Below are 19007 nucleotides of genomic sequence, written 5' to 3'. Positions count from 1 at the left end.
ATTAAAGAATGCTGTAGTGTCACAAATTATATCGTCCATTCGTTATATAGAGTGAGAGGAGGAATTATATGAAAGTTACAAACAACGATTATGAAAAGATGGAAGAGCTATATGAGTTGTATGAACAAAAAGTTTATTATGTAGCGTATTCTATTTTAAATAATATTCAACAGGCTGAAGATGCGGTTCAAGAGACATTTATTACTCTTTATAAGAACTTGGAAAAACTTCATAGTTTGAATACTGAAGAGCTTAAACGCTACATTTTGAGGGTCGCAAAAAACAAGGCAATTGATAGTTACCGGAAAAATAAACGACATGAAACATTTTTAGAAGAATATGAAAGAGAATCAACAGAAGCAGTAGATGAAAATATTGAAGAGTGGGAAAAACGTACAATGTCTGAGGTTCAAATTGATACATTGCTAAAAGAGTTAAATGAATCTAATAGACAGGTATTTAAGTACAAAGTCTTCTATAACTTAACGTATCAAGAAATTTCAAGTGTCATGGGGATAACGGAGGTTAATGTCCGTAAGCAGTTTGAGCGTGCTCGAAAACGAGTTCAAAATATGATAGGAGGTATACAACATGACGAATTCAAAGAACTCCAAAGAAATGTATGACCTTGCTGAAAAAATTGCTTTAGATGATTTTGATAAACTCGAAGAACAACATGAATTTTCACATACATATACGCGCAAAAAGAAATTGTTTATGGAAGAAATGAAGCTGAAGGGCGAGCGACCACAGAAAAAGCGTAAAAGACATCGTATGTTAATCGCTGCTGCCTGTTTATTGATTGGTATGCCGACAACCGTTTTTGGTGCAGTGAAAGTTTATAATATGATTGTTCAAAAACAAAATTACGAAGTAAATGTTTCAGTAACAAATAAGGATTCGAAAAAGAGTGATCAGTGGTATAAGTTGAAGGTTGGTAAATTACCAGAAAATATGGAAGCGATTGATGACAGTGCTATGAAATATTCATTTAAAGATAACTACGCAAAGGGGGGATTTTCATTCGCTCTTTGGAGGATAGGAAAAAACTCGGATTTTCAAACTATGTATTCGAAAAGTTATGAGGAAAAGGAGATAAATGGTAAAAAAGCAGTGATTGTTCATAAAGACACTGGAAATAAAGATTTAATGTTTAATAGGGTGATTTTTCTCTATTTTGAGGAAGAGGGAATTATGTTACAAAGTTATATTGGAAACGATATAAACGAAGAACAAATGCTGGATGTGTTAGGAAACATTTCACTTGAGCCTACGTCAAAAGAAAAGGCATCACATATAACAGATTATGATAAAAAGTATTTTAGCGAAGAAAGTAAGCCTAAAACAACTAAGGTGATTCCTTTGAAAAAAGATAGCAAACAACTATTTCATATAGGGCAAAAGGTTCCAGTAACGATATCTATGGATAACAGCAAAATTGAATATGTGATAGAAAAAGTTGAAGTTTTTGATTCAATCAAAGATTTTAAGCATGAAAACTTTAATGAAACGGGATTAGGGAGACTAAGCGAGAATCAAGCTTTGGATCAAGTAGGACAATTGATACCATATAGACGAGATGAATATAAACTTGGAAATGGTAAAGATTCAATTGATCAATTAGTAGAGTCGAAATTAATTCATCCTAAATTTGTCTACCTGACAACAACAGTGAAAAATATAGGTAAACAGGCGACAAAAGAAATCTATATGCATCCATCCATGCAAGTACTCAAAAGTAAGGGTAATGTATGGAATTATGCTGGGAAAGATGGAATTGCAGAAAGAAATATTATGACGGGTGAAGTGGATTATTTAGAACCTCACGGAGACGGGAAAAGCTTTTACAATATTGGCAGTATCCGACCGGGAGAAACGGTAAAAGTTAACTTAGGTTATTTTGTAGATGAGGATAAACTAGATTCAATCTTTTTGGATGCTTTCAATTACAGAGGAACTGGCGAAACTGAAAATATGAATGCGAAACATCGTTGGTGGTTTGATATTCGTCAATAGTAAAAACAATAGGAACAACTGAACCAAAAAGCTGCTTATATTTAGCAGCTTTTTTCGTCTTCATACATATGTAAAATTTCTTTCGCGCGTATACGTAAACCATCTATCAATTCTTTCGGTTCTAACACTTTTGCATCTTTTCCAAGTCTATAAAATAAAGGGGTAATAAAATTGACTTCACCTTTATCAATTGTTGAATGTATATATCCTGTTCCATCTTCGTTTACTACAACAAACTCTTCAAGGTAAGGAACGCTTTTACATTGGCGTACACCTTCTGTTGTTAGTAAAACATGTAACTGAGTAGGACTGTGTACTACGTTATAGTTAGAGGTAAACCACTCTTCTAAATTCATGAATGTATCTTCATTTTCTTCTGTGGATAATATAGAGAGAATACGATCGACGCGATACAATAATACTTTTTTTCTACTAAAGTCATAGGATGGTAAGTACCATAGCCCGTCATGAGCATATACACCGATAGGATGAACATGTTTTGTTTTTATTCCTGATTTAGATTCGTATTGAAAGTGTAAATTTTTATTTTCAATGGCGGCAGTTAATACTTCTTTTAAAAGTGGTGTATCAATAGTTCTTTTCGGATTCCAAAAGGCAATATAAGAACGTATTTTATCAACTTTCGCTTTCGCATCATGTTGTAGAGAGCTATACAGTTTATGCGTAACAGAATTAATCTCTGCATTAAAAGGCAAGTCTCGGTAGTAGCTTAAAGATTGAAATGCAAAAAAGATAGAGACCGCTTCTTCTTCCGTAAATAAAATAGGGGGAATTACTCTATTCGTTAATACTTTATATCCTCCGTTACGACCTTGTTCAGCATAAATAGGTAACCCCATATCACTTAAATCTAAAATGTATCTATGAACCGTACGGACGGAAATATTAAATTCATCAGCTATTTCTTGAGCTGTAAATGTTTTTTTCGCAGAAGCAAATATAAGAATATCTAATAAGCGTTTAGCTTTTGACAAATGTATCACCTTTTTTCTTTTTTAAACATGACATAAATTGTCGTGTTTTATTGTTAGTATATTGTTTATATCATAATGTTATCAAGATGAGATGCAAGGAGGAATAGATATGTCACGTGAGATTGTTTTGTTTATAGCGGCGAGCTTAGACGGATATATTGCGAAAGAAAATGATGATTTAGAGTGGTTAATGGAAACGGAAGGTGAAGGAGATAACGGTTATACAGAAATGTATGAAACAATTGATACAATAATTATGGGAAAGAAAACGTACGATTATGTAGTAGAGCATACGGAAACCTTTCCGTACGTTAATGAAAAATGTTATGTTTTTTCTAATTCAGAAAAAGGTTCAAACGAACATGTAGAGTTTGTAAATGAAGATATAGTGGAGTTTGTAAAAAAGTTAAAAGAGCAGGAAGGATCTAAAATATGGATGGTCGGTGGAGGAAGCCTACTGAGAGAGTTCTTTAAGAATAATCTAATTGATGAATATGTTGTCACGATTACCCCTCACATATTAGGTTCTGGCGTTCCGTTATTTCAAGACAAGAATCCAGAAATTCATTTAACTTTAACGGATACGAAACGTTTTGGACAGTTTGTGAATCTATATTATAAAGTAAAATAATAAAAACACGACTATTGATGATAGTCGTGTTTTTATATAAATGGCAATGAAATAGTAAAGCAAGACCCATGATCAATTTCACTTGTGACAGAAATATTCCCGCCGTGTAGCTCTACAATTTCCTTCACGATAGATAGTCCTAAACCGGTTCCGCCTGTAGCACGTGTTCTTGCTTTATCAACACGATAAAAACGGTCAAAAATGTGAGGGAGTTCTTCAGGCGGAATACCTTCGCCTTCATCTTCAATTGTAATGGAAATACGTTTATGTTCTTCTGTCACAGAAATATTGATATGAGAATGTTCTTTTGAATGTCTATAGGCGTTATTTAAAATGTTCACTATCACTTGTTCGAATCGCTGTTCATCTAAGTTTACTAACAGTGTAGGAGGACAAGTGAAAGAAACTTTAATGTATCGTTCTTTATATATGGCGTTTACTTTTTCGGTTATGCGAGTGAAGAAGGTATGTAAATGTACTTCCTTTACTTGAATAGAAAAATTATGTTGTTCCATTTGAGCGAGTGAAAATAAATCTTGAACTAAGTTTGTAATGTAATCAGACTCATCTTTTATAATAGATAAATATCGCAAACGTTGCTCAGGAGATGTGGTTTCTTTTAAAGCAATGTCCGCATAACCCCTTACGTATGTTAACGGTGTTCGTAATTCGTGAGCAACACTTGCTAGAAATTCACTTCTTTCTGTTTTCATATAATGTAAATCATTTGCGAGCGTTTGGATAGATGATGCTAATTCCCCAATTTCGTCATTTCGAGTAGTCGTTAACGAAACTGATAAATCGCCCTTACTCATTTTTTCGGTCGCTTGTTTCATGTGTAACAATGGTTTTGTTAATAAACGGGATAATAGAAAAATGGTGATGACTGTTAGTAGAAATGTGATGATACCGGCAATAAGGAATTGTTTTGTTAGCCTATTAACCATCTCTTCAATGGATTTTGTTTCAAGAAACATGTACACATAGCCTTCATGTTTTCCACCTACTACAATGGGGCTAACTGTACAAATATAATTAGACGTTTTCCAATGATTTTCTATAATAGCTCCGTTATGGTCGGTTCGAGTTTGCATTCCACTAATATGATTTTTTATAGTCGTGTTTATTTCATTAGATTTTGCTAATACGTCTTTATTCGCATCTGTAATAACGACAGTTGTTTCAGCTTCGGATTCCATTAAAGCGACATGGGAGATTGTTTGCTTGTCATAATATTTTTCAAGAACATCTCGGTGACTATTTCCACGCTTTAATAAAGCAGTCATTTCTTCATTTACTCTATTGTTTACAAGGCTATAATAAAGCAAAACAAATAGAACACTTTCTATTAAAAGTGTAACAATTAAAAAATAAAATCCGAATTGAATAGAGATTCGTTTCATCGTTTCGCTCCTTGATCTTCGGTATCAATCCATCGATAACCAACTCCGTATACAGTTTTCAAATGATGATCGATAGGGAAGTTTACTTTTCGTAATTTATCACGCAAATTACGAATATGTGAATCGACTGTACGATCTTCTGTATTTGTATTGAATCCCCAAACTCGTTCAATGAGCTGATCACGGCTTAATACGTAGTTCACATGGCGTAAAAATAACCCGAGTAAAGAGAATTCGATTGGCGTGAGGAGAAGTTCTTCATTATGGACAGAGGCGGAATGCTTTGCTTCATCCCATAAAATACTATGATATTGTATTTGTTTATGTTCATTCGTCCGCCTTAAAACAGCTTCAATTCTCGCGAAAAGCTCTTCTTCATGGAAAGGTTTTGTTATGTAATCATCTGCCCCGAGTTTTAATCCTTGGACGACATCTACTGTTTGATCACGAGCAGTGACCATAATGATAGGAACGTTACTAAAGGAACGAATTCTTTTACATGTTTCCCATCCGTCCATCTTTGGCATCATAATATCGAGTAAAACAAATTTGAAATTTCGATTCTCTATATGTGAAATAGCTTCTTCCCCAGATACTGCACATATGCAGTTATATCCGATTGGAGTGAGATAAAGCGTTAATAATTCAAGCATTCTCGGTTCATCGTCTACGAGTAGTATGTCAATCATAGAGTACCTCCGCATTTGTATTACTTAAATTGTAAGTCAAAATCATGAAGAAATGGTGCAGATTATAATGCATCTGCATAATTTCTTCAGAATTGCTTGTTATTGTTTAGTTGAACTCCTACTTTAGGTAAGGATATTGGCTCAATAATAACGAATACGGAGGCGATATAATGAAAAAAACAACCTGCATTTTGGGCGTAACGATAATTACAGCATTTGGTCTTGCTGCATGTGGCCAAACGAATAATATGGATCATACAAACCATGAATCTACAAAAGAGAAGGAAACAGAGAAAACGGAAATGAAAATGAATCAGGAGGTAACTGCGCCGAAAGAAATGAATATAGGTGCATCGAATGATTTATTAACGACAAGTTTAAAAAATGTGACGAGATTAAATACAACTGATTCATTGCAAATGGCAGTATTAACTTCACAAACGATATGGCCAGCAACTCATAAAGAGAATCAGCCAGGCGCGGTTATTTTAGTACCAGTAAACGAGTGGCAATTAGGGATTGCAAGTGCAGATCTTATTCATCATCCAAACAACGGACCGATTTTATTTATAGAAAAAGAAAAGGTACCTGAAATGACGTTAAAAGAAATAAAACGATTAAATCCTCTTGGAACGAAGGAGGGAACGCAAATTATGGTGATGGGAGATGTAGGGACAGCTGCTCTTGAACAATTAAAAGCCTATAAAGTAAAACAAATAAAAGAAACGGACCCAGCTACATTTGCAAAAGGTGTTGATAAAGAGTATGCCGATATAACAGGAAGTTATCCGAATAGCGTTATTATCGGTTCATCCGAAGAAGAAGGACGTTTATACACAACACCAGCTGTAAACTGGATTTCTCATATGCCAGAGCCGCTGCTGTATGTAGAGAAAAATAAAGTACCAGATTCTACGATAGAGGCATTAAAGATGAGAAAAGAGAAAGCCAATATATATGTATTAGGCCCAGAAAAAATTGTTTCAAAAGAAGTAGAAAAAGAGTTAAGCAAATATGGAAAAGTAACGCGTATTAGTGGCGAAACACCGACAGAAAATTCAATTGCGTTTGCAAAATTTAAAGATGAAAAAACGAAATTCGGCTGGGGATTTACAAAACCAGGTCATGGTTTGTCGTTTGTTTCGAGTACAACACCAGATTTAGCGGTTGCAGGAGCTCCGTTTTCACATATGGGTAAACATGCACCGGTTGTCTTACTGGAGGAAGGAAAAGCTTCGCAACCAGTGTATGACTTCCTTGCTACTATCCAACCGAAGTTTAAAGATGATCCAACACTTGGACCGTATAATCACGGCTTCTTATTAGGAAGTACGAGTGATATTTCATTTGAAACACAAGGTATACTAGATGAGAGGTTAGAGATTGTGCAAGAAAGTGGTCAAGGACACGGTGGACATTAATGAAATGAGAAAAGACGCTGCTAAAGTAGTGTCTTTTTCTTTAGGAAACTTTTACATAGCGCAAAATCCTTTACTCGTTATATAATAGCCTTCGTGCAGTCGGCTAGATTTTCTTATGGAGAAAATCAAATGATAAAAGAGTAGAGGAGTGGTAGTTTGTTTCAAACGATAAAAAATGATTGGTTCTCCAACGTGAAAGGGGACGTACTATCAGGGATTGTTGTTGCTTTAGCATTAATTCCTGAAGCAATCGCGTTCTCCGTTATTGCGGGCGTAGATCCGACCGTTGGATTATACGCAGCTTTTTGTATTGCGGTTACTATTTCATTTGTTGGCGGAAGGACTGGGATGATTTCAGCTGCAACAGGTGCAATGGCATTATTAATGGTAACGCTCGTTAAAGATCACGGTTTGCAATATTTATTTGCCGCGACTATATTAACCGGTATTGTCCAAATTATTTTTGGTGTGTTCAAACTGAGCTCATTTATGAAGTTTATTCCGAAATCAGTGATGAGTGGTTTTTTAAATTCACTTGGCATTTTAGTTTTTACAGCGCAATTGCCACATTTTAAAAATGCAACTTGGCAAATGTATGCACTTGTCGCATTAGGACTTGCAATTATATATGTATTTCCACGTATTACGACGGCTGTCCCGTCTACACTTATTTCAATTATTATTGTGACAAGCATTGCACTTATGAGCGGATTACAGTTAAAAACAGTAGGGGATATGGGAAACTTACCGAAAGAATTACCGTTTTTTAGTATTCCTGACGTGCCTTTTACACTTGAGACATTAGGGATTATTTTACCGTACGCAGTTATGCTTGCAATTATTGGATTATTAGAGTCATTATTAACGGCTTCGGTTTTAGATGATATGACACATACAGAAAGTAATAAGCACAAAGAGGCACGTGGACAAGGGATTGCAAACAGTGTGGCTGGTTTCTTCGGAGGAATGGCAGGATGTGCAATGATTGGGCAATCTGTTATTAACATTAAATCAGGTGGACGAGGTCGTTTATCAACATTTGTAGCGGGTGGTTTTTTAATCGTATTACTATTCGTTTTAGGAGATTATGTTGTTCATATTCCGATGGCAGCTTTAGTTGCTGTTATGATTATGGTTTCAATCGGAACATTTGATTGGAACTCTGTAGCAACGATTCATAAGGTGCCGAAAGGGAATGCTTTTGTTATGATCGTAACGGTTGTCGTTGTTCTAATCACACATAATTTAGCGTTAGGTGTAATTATCGGAACAGTAATTAGTGCGGTTTTATTTGCATTCAATATGGCAAAGATCCACGTGAAACATTTATATATTGAAAATAAGAAAATATATGAAATTCATGGTCAACTTTTCTTTGCGTCTACGGCCGATTTTATAAAGAATGTTTCTTACGATGAAAGTGTGAAAGAAATTGAGTTGAACTTTACTCACGCACATGTATGGGATGATTCAGCGGTAGCCGCAATTGATAAAGTTATTATGAAATATGAACAAAGTGGTGTGAAAGTAAGTATAACGGGATTAAATGAACGTAGCTCGAAACTCGTTACAAATTTAGCTGCTTATAATAAAAGAATTGCTGGATAAAGAACTACAATTTTTTAATTTTATATTCATGTGTAAGCCCTCTTTTTTGAAAGACAAAAAAGGGGGCTTTTGTATTATAATACGAGTAGGATAACGAAAAGGGGATTCAGCATATGTACAAACAAATTATATTAGCATGCGATGGTTCTGAACATGCAGTTCGAGCAGCAGAGCATGCAACATATATTGCGAAATTTAACGAAGAAACAAATATTGAAGTTGTGTACGTAGTAGATAATAGAACGGCAAAATCAGATATTATACAAGGACAAACAGATTTAGAAACAATATCAGCTAGTCGAAAAGATAAATTAAAAGAGATTGAGGGTTTATTAAAGAAAGAGAACATTTCCTACAAAATTACGATTCTACACGGTGATCCTGGAGATACGATCGTTCAGTATGTAAATACAGGGGATATAGATCTTGTTGTTGCTGGAAGTAGAGGATTAAATACATTGCAAGAAATGGTACTTGGTAGTGTTAGTCATAAAATAGCAAAGCGTGTGAAATGCCCGGTGATGATTGTAAAATAAATTGAGTGAAATATGTATTAGCGAAAGCAAGACCTGGATATAATTCGAGGTCTTTTTTGACGTATAAAGGGAGAGTGTATGGACATACTAAATATATAAGTTTTAAAAAATGTTAACTTACAAATTTGTAAGTTAGTTGTCAGAGAAATCGATGTTATGAAATTTTCCCCGTTGGTAAAATAAGAGTATCAAAGGGGAGATAGGGAGGATGGAAGAAATGAAATCATTTCAAAATTTATCATATAGTCAAGGGGTAAGCTTAATTTGTTTAGGGGGATTTGCTGCATCTGTTACGTTAGCAGTTTTAATAAAGACGTTTCAGCAAATGTTTTAATTTTATAGTAGGGAAGGATTTGGTTGTTATAAATAGTAAGAAAAGTGCTGTAAATAAAGAATAGCTCTNNAGAGCTATTCTTTATTTACATATTATATTTTGTTTAAGCTTGTTTCGCTTTTGTCGATCCTGTGTTTAAAGTAAGAGCAAGGAAGAACATTGCAAGTGAAAAGTTTTTTCGAACAAAGTAATAACCTGCATAGCCGATGAAGATACCTAAGAATACTTGTAAACGTAATTTACGGTATTCACTATCAACGCGATCAGCTGGTAAGCGTTCCGCGTGGGGCGCAGGTTTAAAGAATTGTGTGAAAAACATAAAATGAAAATCCTCCCCTAATTAATTCGAAGTGTCGTACGTCAGAGAGAATACAAAAAGGCCATGAAATATAAAAAAGTTCCCTTTTTTATGATTCATAGCCGTATACTCCGATTCTCCGTGACTGTCAATATTAACTTCGACGAAAATTATACAACTTTGTGTCAAGAATGTAAACGTTTTTATGAATAAAAAGTGTTGACGGATTTTGTTCGTGGTATTAATATTTAAATACATTAAATATTTTATTGCTTAAATAAGAGGTGGATAACATGCCAAATGATATGACGCATATCGATAAAATTCAAGCTCTCGCCTTTTCAATTGGAAAGAAGATGCAGACAGAGTTATTAGAACAAATGCAAGCAACAGGACTTACACCACCGCAGTTTTATATTTTAAAGATTTTAGATCATTATGGGGCTTCAAGAGCGACAACATTAGCAAAGAAGATGTATGTGAAGCCTAGCGCAATTACGGTGATGATTGATCGTCTAATCGATCAAGAACTTGTAGAGCGCTATCATGATAAAGATGATCGTCGCGTTGTCGTCATTGAGTTGACGAAAAAGGGGAAAGCTAGGGTGGAAGAGGCAATGACTGCTCGTAATGAGCATATTGCAAAATACTTCTCACACTTAGAATTACAAGAAAGAGAAGATTTGTTACGTCTCTTTGAGAAGTTAGAAACAATTATTTGCGGGACACAAGAGAAAAAAGAGAATAACTAAGAGGAATTGAGGAGATTACATGGAGCAACAAGACAATATAAATAGAAAGTTGTTGTTAATCGGTTTAGTAATCGCGATGCTATTTGCTGCGTTAGATGGAACAATCGTAGGTACAGCAATGCCACGTATCGTTGGTGAACTAGGTGGATTAAGCTTAATGACATGGTTAACAACTGCTTATATGTTAACATCAACGACAGTCGTACCAATCGCAGGTAAATTAGCGGATTTACTTGGTCGTCGTAACGTATATATAACAGGGCTAATTATCTTTATGGTGGGCTCAGCGTTATGTGGTATGGCAAATGGTATGACAGAATTAATTATTTTCCGTGGTATTCAAGGTCTTGGTGGCGGTATTATGATGCCAATGGCTATGATTATTATCGGTGATATGTTTACAGGAAAAGAACGCGCGAAATGGCAAGGTATTTTTGGTGCGTTATACGGTCTTGCTTCTGTAATTGGACCACAAGTTGGTGGTTGGATTGTAGATGCAGTGAATTGGAGATGGGTATTCTACATTAACTTACCAGTTGGTATTTTAGCGACGATCTTTATCGCAATGGGATTAAAATCACATAAACAAACGGGACCAATTAAAATTGACATCGCTGGAATCTTTACGATGATTCTCGGTGTTGTAAGTTTATTACTTGCGTTAACGTTTGGCGGAAAAGATTACGCGTGGGATTCTTGGCAAATTATCGGGTTATTTGCACTATCTGTAATTGGTATCGTTAGCTTTATTATTGTGGAAAAGAAAGCGGAAGAGCCAATCTTACCGATGCATTTCTTTAAAAATCGCACATTTACATTATTAAATGCGATTGGATTCTTTATGAGTATCGGAATGTTCGGTGCGATTATGTTCGTACCATTCTTCATGCAAGGTATTGTAGGAGTAAGTGCTGCTGAATCAGGGACGATTATGACGCCGATGATGATTACAATGATTGTGATGAGTATTCTTGGTGGTCAACTTGTATTAAAAGTTGGTGTGAAACCACAAATTATTACAGGTATGCTTATTATGGCTGGTGGATTCTGGTTATTAACAACGATGGATATGCACACAACGAAGCTAACTGCTACTTCTTACATGATGGTTATCGGTTTAGGAATGGGTCTTGTAATGCCGACATTAACATTAGCGCTACAAGAAAGCTTCCCGAAAAAAGATCTTGGTGTCGTAACATCATCAAGTCAATTTTTCCGTCAAATCGGTGGAACATTTGGTATTACAATTTTAGGATCAATTATGAATAACACTTCAGGTACAACATTAACAAATAAATTAGTGCCTGTATTAGATACGTTCCCGAAAGAAGCGGGAGAAATGGTAACAAAATTGAAAGATATGATTCATACAGATCCACAAGGTTTATATTCGATGCTATTTAATCCGGAGGCATTAAAGCAAATGCCAGAAGCATTCTCTAATAGCATCGTGCCAATTTTAAAAAATTCTTTAGTAGACTCACTTCATACTGTATTCTTAACAGGATTAGTATTTATCATAGTAGGTGCCATCTTTACGATTTTCTTACAAAAGATTAAACTGTCTGATCGTAAAAAAGGTGCTGAAGAGCCTGTTATAGAAGAGAAAGAACGAACTGCATCATCTTCATAATGAAAAAGCATCGCCATATGGCGATGCTTTTTTGAGTATAACCTTAAAAGCTTTTTAGTGAGAAATGATTGACGTATTTTTAGAAATACGTTATATTATTTTCTGTAAACGGTTACATGAAATGGAGAGGGAAGAAAATGAGTACGATTAAAGACGTTGCAAAATTAGCGGGAGTATCTGTTGCGACCGTTTCCAGGGTGTTAAATAAAAATGGATATGTTCACGAAGATACGTTAAAAAAAGTAGAGCGTGCAATTGAGATGTTAGATTATAAGCCCAGTACAGTAGCGCGTTCACTGTATAATAAAAAATCTCGTTTAATAGGTTTAGTTGTTCCGAATATCGTGAATCCATTCTTTCCAGAAGTTGCACGTGCCGTAGAAGATGTAGCACATAAGCAAGGATACACAGTTGTACTTTGTAACTCTGATGAGAGTTTAGAAAAAGAAAAGCAATATATTGATGTACTTAGGCAAAATAATGTGGATGGATTTATTGTAGCAACGAATCCACAAAACAGTATTAATTACATGAATTTGCCAGTTCCAGTTGTTGCGATTGACCGTATGTTTAATGAACGTATACCTACTGTGTATGCAGATAACTATGCGGGAAGTCAGGCCGCTACAAAGTTATTGTTAGATAAGGGGTGCAAACATATTGCACATATTCGTGGACCTCGTGATGTAAGTACAGCGAATGAACGTTTTGAAGGTTTTGTAGATGTTATTACGCAAAATAATCTTTCATATATGATCGCAGAAAGTACATTTGATCCAGCTAATAGTGAGCGTGTAGCGATGGAATTATTAGAAGAATACCCGCATATTGATGGAATTGTTGCTGGGAACGACTTAATTGCAATTGGTATCGTCAAAGCAGCAATGCAAAAAAGAATTTCTATCCCAGATGATTTACAAATTATCGGATTTGATGGAATTTCTTTAACAGAAATGATGTATCCATCTATTACAACGGTTGCACAACCCATTTATGAGATGGGGAAAATTGCGACAGAATTACTGTTAAAGCAGATGGAAGGTAGTCCGCTAGAAGAGAAACACTATCGTTTACCGATTGAAATTATAGAACGAAATACAACGAAGTAGGGAGATGAAACAGATGCCAAATATTGCAGTAGTAGGCAGCATTTCAATGGATTTAGTGGCTGTTTCAAAAAAACGGCCGAAAGCAGGAGAAACAGTAATTGGTGAAGCGTTTCATACAATTCCAGGGGGAAAAGGAGCGAATCAAGCAGTTGCAGCAGCAAGATTAGGAGCCAATGTAGCGATGGTTGGTGCGGTAGGAAATGATGATTACGGAACAGTTGTTAGAAGAAATTTAGAAAACGAACGCGTTTTTATCGACTATGTGGTACCGGTTACAGATGGAACGACAGGAATCGCTCATATCGTTTTAGCAGAAGAGGATAATAGTATTGTTGTCGTACAAGGGGCAAATGCTCTTGTAAATGAGTCGGTTGTAGATCGTTCAAAAGATCTTCTTGTAAAAGCAGATATGGTTGTTCTCCAACTAGAGATCCCGCTGGAAACAGTAAAATATGTATTGGCTATTTGTGAGGAGCATAATATTCCAGTTATGTTAAATCCAGCGCCAGCACAAGTGTTATCAGAAGATATTTTAGAAAAGGCAACTTATATTACGCCAAATGAACATGAGTGCCGCATCGTATTAGATGATTTCACATCACCAATTGAAGATTTACTGGCGAAATATCCAAATAAACTATTGATGACAGAAGGTTCTAACGGTGTTTGTTTCCATAATGGAACGGAGATTGTACATGTTCCTAGCATTGCTGTCGATGTAGTAGATACGACTGGAGCTGGTGATACATTTAATGGTGCGCTAGCAGTTGCACTTTCTGAAGGAGAAGCACTTCAAAAAGCAATTCATTTTGCGAACATTGCTGGAGGTCTTTCTGTAACAAAGCTTGGGGCACAAGGCGGTATGCCAACGAGAGACAGGGTACGTGAAGTGCAGGTGATTGTTGGATGAAGAAGCACGGTGTATTAAACAGTGAGATTGCAGCAGTCCTTGCTTCACTCGGGCATACAGATACGCTTGTAATTGCAGACTGCGGGTTACCTATTCCTGATGGAGTAAAACGAATTGATTTAGCGGTTGAAATCGGAAAACCAAGTTTTTTAGACGTATTACAAGTTGTAGCTGATGATATGGCAATTGAAAAAGTGACGTTAGCTGAAGAAATTATTATAAATAATGCGGAAGTAAATAAAGGAATCGAAATGAAATTAATGGATCCAGCATTTGAATATGTATCCCATGAACAATTTAAAGAGTATACGAAGAATGCGAAGGCAATTATTCGTACAGGTGAGGCTACACCTTATGCCAATGTAATTTTACATGCAGGCGTGATTTTTTAATAAAGGGAAGTGATGAGAATGCGTATTGAAATGAAAAACATTTCAAAGGCGTTCAATGGCAATCCTGTTTTAAAGAATGCACAGTTTATGATTGAAACAGGAGAAGTCCATGCATTGATGGGGGAAAATGGAGCGGGTAAATCAACGCTTATGAAGATTTTGACAGGTGTATATACAAAAGATGGTGGAACAGTCACAATTGATGGACAAGAACGTACTTTTAAAAATGCGAAAGAAGCAGAAGCCTATGGTATTGCATTTATACATCAAGAACTGAACATATTGCCGAATTTAACAGTAGCTGAAAATATGTTTCTTGGTAAAGAGTTAATGTACGGTAAAACAGGTATTTTACGCACACGCCAAATGAATGCAATGGCCCAGCAACAATTGGCGGAGCTAGGGTTGAATGTAAAAGGCGCTATGTTAGCGGGAGAGTTATCGGTTGGACAACAGCAAATTATCGAAATTGCGAAAGCCTTAATGACAAACGCGAGCGTTATTATTATGGATGAACCTACTGCGGCACTGACGGATCGTGAAATCGAAACGCTCTTTACAGTTATAAATAAGTTGCGTAAAGAAGGTGTTTCATTCGTTTATATTTCACACCGTATGGAAGAGATTTTTTCAATATGTGATGCCATTACGATTTTACGTGATGGAGAATACGTAGGAAAGAGGTTAATTTCAGAAACGTCATTTGATGAAGTGGTGAGTATGATGGTGGGGCGCAGCATTGGTGAACGTTACCCAGAGCGTAATAGTCAAATTGGCGAAGTGATTTTTGAAATGCGTAATGGAACGAAAAAGGGGAAATTTGAAAATGTTTCGTTTCAAGTGAGAAAAGGTGAAATCCTTGGTGTAGCTGGTTTGATGGGAGCTGGTCGTACAGATATTATGAAAGCGATATTTGGATATGAACCGTTAGATTCTGGAAAAATATTTATAAATGGGCAAGAAGTAAAGATTGATAGTCCGATAGATGCAATTAGGCAAAGAATTGCTTTCATTACAGAAGATAGAAAATCTGAAGGGTTAGTGTTAGATTTCTCAATTCGTGAAAATTTAGCTTTACCAAATTTAGAAAGTCTTTCAAAGGGAAGTGTCCTTAGTAACGAACTAGAACAACAATTTACAGGGGACATGATGAAACTGCTTAATGTGAAAGCATCTAGTGGAGAGCAAGCAGTGAAATCTCTTTCTGGTGGAAACCAGCAAAAGGTTGTAATCGCAAAATGGCTAGGTATTCATCCGCAACTACTCATTTTAGATGAGCCAACGAGAGGTGTCGATGTTGGAGCGAAAAAAGAAATTTACTCTATTATGAATAAGCTTACCGAGCAAGGAGATGCCGTTATTATGGTATCATCTGAGCTTCCAGAAGTTTTAGGAATGAGTGATCGCGTTCTCGTTATTCATGAAGGGAAAATCGGCGGTATTTTAGAGAAAGATGAGGCATCACAAGAGTCTATTATGGCACTAGCTACAGGGGGAGAGTAAGGATGGCTAAGAAGGGGAATGTATTACAACAACTTGGTTCTTTAATTGGACTAGTACTAATTATTGTAGTAATTACAGCTTTAAATCCAGCATTTATTGAAATTCCAAATTTATTTAATATACTGCGTCAAGTATCGATTAATGCGCTTATTGCATTCGGAATGACCTTCGTAATTTTAACAGGGGGTATTGACTTATCGGTAGGTTCTATTTTAGCATTATCAAGTGCACTTGTTGCTGGAATGATGGCAAGTGGCATGGATCCGTTCCTTGCAATGGCAGTTGGATTGTTAGCAGGTCTTGTAATGGGAATTATAAACGGTATCATCATAGCAAAGGGAAAAGTAGCTCCATTTATTGCAACTTTAGCAACAATGACTATTTTTCGTGGGTTGACGCTTGTTTATATGGACGGACGTCCGATCACTGGTCTTGGTGATCATTTAATGTTCCAAATGTTTGGCCGCGGTTATTTTCTTGGTATTCCGGTACCAGCTGTTACTATGATGATCGCTTTCGCAGTACTGTACTTCATTTTGAAGAAAACGACATTTGGTCGTCGTACATTTGCAATTGGTGGAAATGAAGAAGCAGCAGCATTATCAGGTATTAATGTTACGAGAATTAAAGTAATGATTTACGGTCTTTCCGGAATTTTGGCAGCGCTTGCAGGTATTGTCTTAACATCACGACTAGATTCTGCACAGCCGACTGCAGGTACTTCTTACGAATTAGATGCAATTGCAGCAGTTGTATTAGGTGGAACAAGCCTTTCAGGAGGAAGAGGATGGATTGTTGGTACATTCATCGGTGTACTTATTATCGGTGTACTAAATAACGGTTTAAATTTATTAGGTGTATCTTCTTTCTTCCAGCAAGTTGTAAAAGGGCTTGTAATCTTACTAGCTGTATTAATTGATCGCCGAAAAGAAGCGTAATGGAGGGACAGTTCATGAAGAAATGGTTACTTATACTCGTTGCATGTATTATGGTCATTACTGCTGGTTGTTCAATGGAACCACCAGAATGGGCAAAGGATTCTAGCGAGAAAGGTCGAAATAAAACTATTAAAGTTGGATTCTCTGTTTCAACTTTAAATAATCCCTTCTTCGTAACTTTGAAAAAGGGTGCAGAAAAGAAAGCGAAAGAAAGCGGCATCGAATTGATTGCTGTTGATGCGCAAAATGATGCAGCAAAGCAAACAAATGATGTTGAAGATTTAATTCAAAAAGGTGTCGATGTAGTTGTTATTAATCCGACCGATTCAGATGCTGTTGCTTCAGCAGTTAGTGCGGCAAATGCAGCGAATGTTCCTGTTATTACAGTAGACCGCGTTGCAAATGCAGGTAAAGTTGTTTCTCACATTGCATCTAATAATATCGAAGGTGGTCAAATGGCTAGTGATTACATTCGTGAATTAGTCGGCGAGGGAGCAAACGTTGCTGAGTTAGAAGGAATCCCTGGCTCTTCTGCTGCTCGTGAGCGTGGGAAAGGATTCCATAACGTAGCTGATAAGTCTTTAAAAGTAGTTGCCAAACAAGCAGCTGATTTTGATAGAGCAAAAGGATTATCTGTTATGGAAAACATTTTGCAAGCAAATGGTGATATTAAAGCCGTGTTTGCGCATAACGATGAGATGGCACTAGGCGCGCTTGAAGCATTGAAGTCTGCTGGAAAAACAGATGTAGTCGTTGTTGGATTTGATGCAACAGAAGATGCTGTAAAAGCGGTTAAAGACGGGCGTATGGCTGCAACAGTTGCTCAAAAACCGGAATTAATCGGAGAGAAGGCGATGCAAACAGCAAAAGAGATAACGCAAGGTAAAAAAGTGGACAAATCTATTCCGATTGAATTAGAGCTTATTAAGAAAAATAAATAAATATAAAATGGAAATTAGGAAGGACGAATAACAAATGAAATTCTTTATTGATACAGCAAACATTAACGAAATTAAAGAGGCAAATGCATTAGGTGTATTAGCTGGAGTAACGACAAATCCATCACTTGTAGCAAAAGAAGGCGTAGATTTCCATGCGCGTATTCGTGAAATTTGCAGCGTTGTAGAAGGCCCTGTAAGTGCAGAAGTAATTAGCTTAGAAGCTGATAAAATGATCGAAGAAGGAAAAGAACTAGCGAAAATCGCTCCAAACGTTGTTGTAAAAGTTCCAATGACAACAGAAGGTTTAAAAGCAGTAAAAGCATTCTCTGATTTAGGAATTCGTACAAACGTTACACTAGTATTCTCAGCGGTTCAAGCATTACTTGCAGCTCGCGCTGGTGCGACATATGTTTCACCATTCTTAGGTCGCCTAGATGATATCGGTCATAACGGTATGGACTTAATTCGCCAAATCGCAGAAATCTTTGCAATTCACGGCATTGAAACAGAAATCATTGCAGCATCTGTACGTCACAGCGTTCACGTAACTGACGCAGCATTAAACGGTGCACATATTGCAACAATCCCGGCAAACGTAATTGCTTCATTAGTGAAGCACCCATTAACAGATCAAGGAATTGAGAAGTTCTTAGCTGATTGGGAAAAAACACAAGAGAAATAATATGAAATCGAGAATCCTAGTTTAATTGACTAGGGTTCTTTTTTTTATTTAAAAGAATTTTCATGCAATTTTGCATATTGTCTTTTAAATTTGTTATATAAGCTATTTAATATATATCAAATCACTTTTTATTTTTCATATTTCGACATAAAAAGGTAGGAGTCTGACCAGAAAACTGGAGGGCATGATTCTAGAACAGAAAGCTTAACGTTTATA

General features: G+C 36.2%; 19 protein-coding genes and 1 pseudogene. 16 read left to right on the top strand and 4 right to left on the bottom strand.

Translation table 11 applies throughout. The features are described from left to right. Positions 1–68: 68 nt before the first annotated feature. Positions 69–626 carry an RNA polymerase sigma factor gene (locus COE49_RS00335; protein WP_088232536.1) on the top strand — a complete coding sequence of 186 codons (558 nt, stop codon included), beginning with the start codon at positions 69–71 and terminating at the stop codon, positions 624–626. Next, positions 592–2016, top strand: coding sequence for an anti-sigma factor (locus COE49_RS00330; protein WP_088232537.1), 1425 nt, complete (start codon positions 592–594; stop codon positions 2014–2016). Before COE49_RS00335 ends, COE49_RS00330 begins: the two co-directional genes overlap by 35 nt. A gap of 41 nt (positions 2017–2057) precedes the next feature. On the opposite strand, the gene COE49_RS00325 is transcribed toward COE49_RS00330, so the two are convergent. After that, on the bottom strand, positions 2058–3011 hold the full coding sequence (locus tag COE49_RS00325) for a helix-turn-helix transcriptional regulator (protein WP_098945643.1): 954 nt from the start codon (positions 3009–3011) through the stop codon (positions 2058–2060). A gap of 109 nt (positions 3012–3120) precedes the next feature. On the opposite strand from COE49_RS00325, the gene COE49_RS00320 reads away from it, so the two are divergent. Further along, positions 3121–3642 carry a dihydrofolate reductase family protein gene (locus COE49_RS00320; protein WP_088232539.1) on the top strand — a complete coding sequence of 174 codons (522 nt, stop codon included), beginning with the start codon at positions 3121–3123 and terminating at the stop codon, positions 3640–3642. Positions 3643–3674: 32 nt separating this feature from the next. On the opposite strand, the gene COE49_RS00315 is transcribed toward COE49_RS00320, so the two are convergent. Next, positions 3675–5045 (bottom strand): sensor histidine kinase, encoded by a 1371-nt coding sequence (locus COE49_RS00315; protein ID WP_098945642.1) that lies wholly within the window; start codon positions 5043–5045, stop codon positions 3675–3677. Beyond that, positions 5042–5734, bottom strand: a complete 693-nt coding sequence (locus COE49_RS00310; RefSeq protein ID WP_088232541.1) for a response regulator transcription factor — start codon at positions 5732–5734, stop codon at positions 5042–5044. The genes COE49_RS00315 and COE49_RS00310 overlap by 4 nt, the downstream gene beginning before the upstream one ends. Positions 5735–5904: 170 nt before the next feature. On the opposite strand from COE49_RS00310, the gene COE49_RS00305 reads away from it, so the two are divergent. From COE49_RS00305 to COE49_RS00290, 4 genes are all read left to right on the top strand, one after another. Continuing rightward, complete coding sequence (locus COE49_RS00305; protein WP_098945641.1) at positions 5905–7155, top strand: ArsR family transcriptional regulator; 1251 nt, start codon at positions 5905–5907, stop codon at positions 7153–7155. A 156-nt stretch (positions 7156–7311) separates the two neighbouring features. After that, on the top strand, positions 7312–8763 hold the full coding sequence (locus COE49_RS00300; RefSeq protein ID WP_098945640.1) for a SulP family inorganic anion transporter: 1452 nt from the start codon (positions 7312–7314) through the stop codon (positions 8761–8763). A 113-nt stretch (positions 8764–8876) separates the two neighbouring features. Next, positions 8877–9299, top strand: coding sequence for a universal stress protein (locus COE49_RS00295; RefSeq protein WP_088232544.1), 423 nt, complete (start codon positions 8877–8879; stop codon positions 9297–9299). 217 nt (positions 9300–9516) lie between these two features. Continuing rightward, positions 9517–9633, top strand: coding sequence for a DUF4027 family protein (locus COE49_RS00290; RefSeq protein ID WP_088232594.1), 117 nt, complete (start codon positions 9517–9519; stop codon positions 9631–9633). Positions 9634–9781: 148 nt separating this feature from the next. Here COE49_RS00290 and glpT read toward each other — a convergent pair. After that, positions 9782–9952: pseudogene (glpT, locus tag COE49_RS00285) on the bottom strand (glycerol-3-phosphate transporter); the annotation flags it as partial. 272 nt (positions 9953–10224) lie between these two features. On the opposite strand from glpT, the gene COE49_RS00280 reads away from it, so the two are divergent. The 9 genes from COE49_RS00280 (at position 10225) to fsa (ending at position 18791) form a co-directional block, all read left to right on the top strand. Further along, complete coding sequence (locus COE49_RS00280; RefSeq protein WP_088232546.1) at positions 10225–10683, top strand: MarR family winged helix-turn-helix transcriptional regulator; 459 nt, start codon at positions 10225–10227, stop codon at positions 10681–10683. Between the two features lie 19 nt (positions 10684–10702). After that, positions 10703–12316 carry an MDR family MFS transporter gene (locus COE49_RS00275; protein ID WP_098253304.1) on the top strand — a complete coding sequence of 538 codons (1614 nt, stop codon included), beginning with the start codon at positions 10703–10705 and terminating at the stop codon, positions 12314–12316. 137 nt (positions 12317–12453) lie between these two features. Beyond that, positions 12454–13425 (top strand): ribose operon transcriptional repressor RbsR, encoded by a 972-nt coding sequence (rbsR, locus tag COE49_RS00270; RefSeq protein ID WP_088232548.1) that lies wholly within the window; start codon positions 12454–12456, stop codon positions 13423–13425. Between the two features lie 13 nt (positions 13426–13438). Beyond that, positions 13439–14335: a ribokinase gene (rbsK, locus tag COE49_RS00265; protein ID WP_098945639.1), complete on the top strand. Its 897-nt coding sequence runs from the start codon at positions 13439–13441 to the stop codon at positions 14333–14335. After that, the gene (gene rbsD, locus COE49_RS00260; RefSeq protein WP_088232550.1) at positions 14332–14727 is read left to right on the top strand and encodes a D-ribose pyranase; all 396 of its coding nucleotides are present in this window, start codon (positions 14332–14334) and stop codon (positions 14725–14727) included. The genes rbsK and rbsD overlap by 4 nt, the downstream gene beginning before the upstream one ends. Positions 14728–14745: 18 nt before the next feature. Continuing rightward, positions 14746–16230, top strand: a complete 1485-nt coding sequence (gene rbsA, locus COE49_RS00255; RefSeq protein WP_098882393.1) for a ribose ABC transporter ATP-binding protein RbsA — start codon at positions 14746–14748, stop codon at positions 16228–16230. Positions 16231–16232: 2 nt separating this feature from the next. Continuing rightward, on the top strand, positions 16233–17168 hold the full coding sequence (locus COE49_RS00250; RefSeq protein ID WP_071717581.1) for an ABC transporter permease subunit: 936 nt from the start codon (positions 16233–16235) through the stop codon (positions 17166–17168). Positions 17169–17182: 14 nt separating this feature from the next. After that, positions 17183–18109 (top strand): ribose ABC transporter substrate-binding protein RbsB, encoded by a 927-nt coding sequence (gene rbsB / locus COE49_RS00245; RefSeq protein ID WP_098945638.1) that lies wholly within the window; start codon positions 17183–17185, stop codon positions 18107–18109. Positions 18110–18143: 34 nt separating this feature from the next. After that, positions 18144–18791, top strand: a complete 648-nt coding sequence (gene fsa / locus COE49_RS00240) for a fructose-6-phosphate aldolase (RefSeq protein WP_088232553.1) — start codon at positions 18144–18146, stop codon at positions 18789–18791. Positions 18792–19007: the final 216 nt, after the last annotated feature.

The sequence above is a fragment of the Bacillus sp. AFS029637 genome, from assembly GCF_002584985.1.
GTDB lineage: Bacteria > Bacillota > Bacilli > Bacillales > Bacillaceae_G > Bacillus_A.
This window is presented reverse-complemented; position numbering and strand designations above follow the sequence as displayed.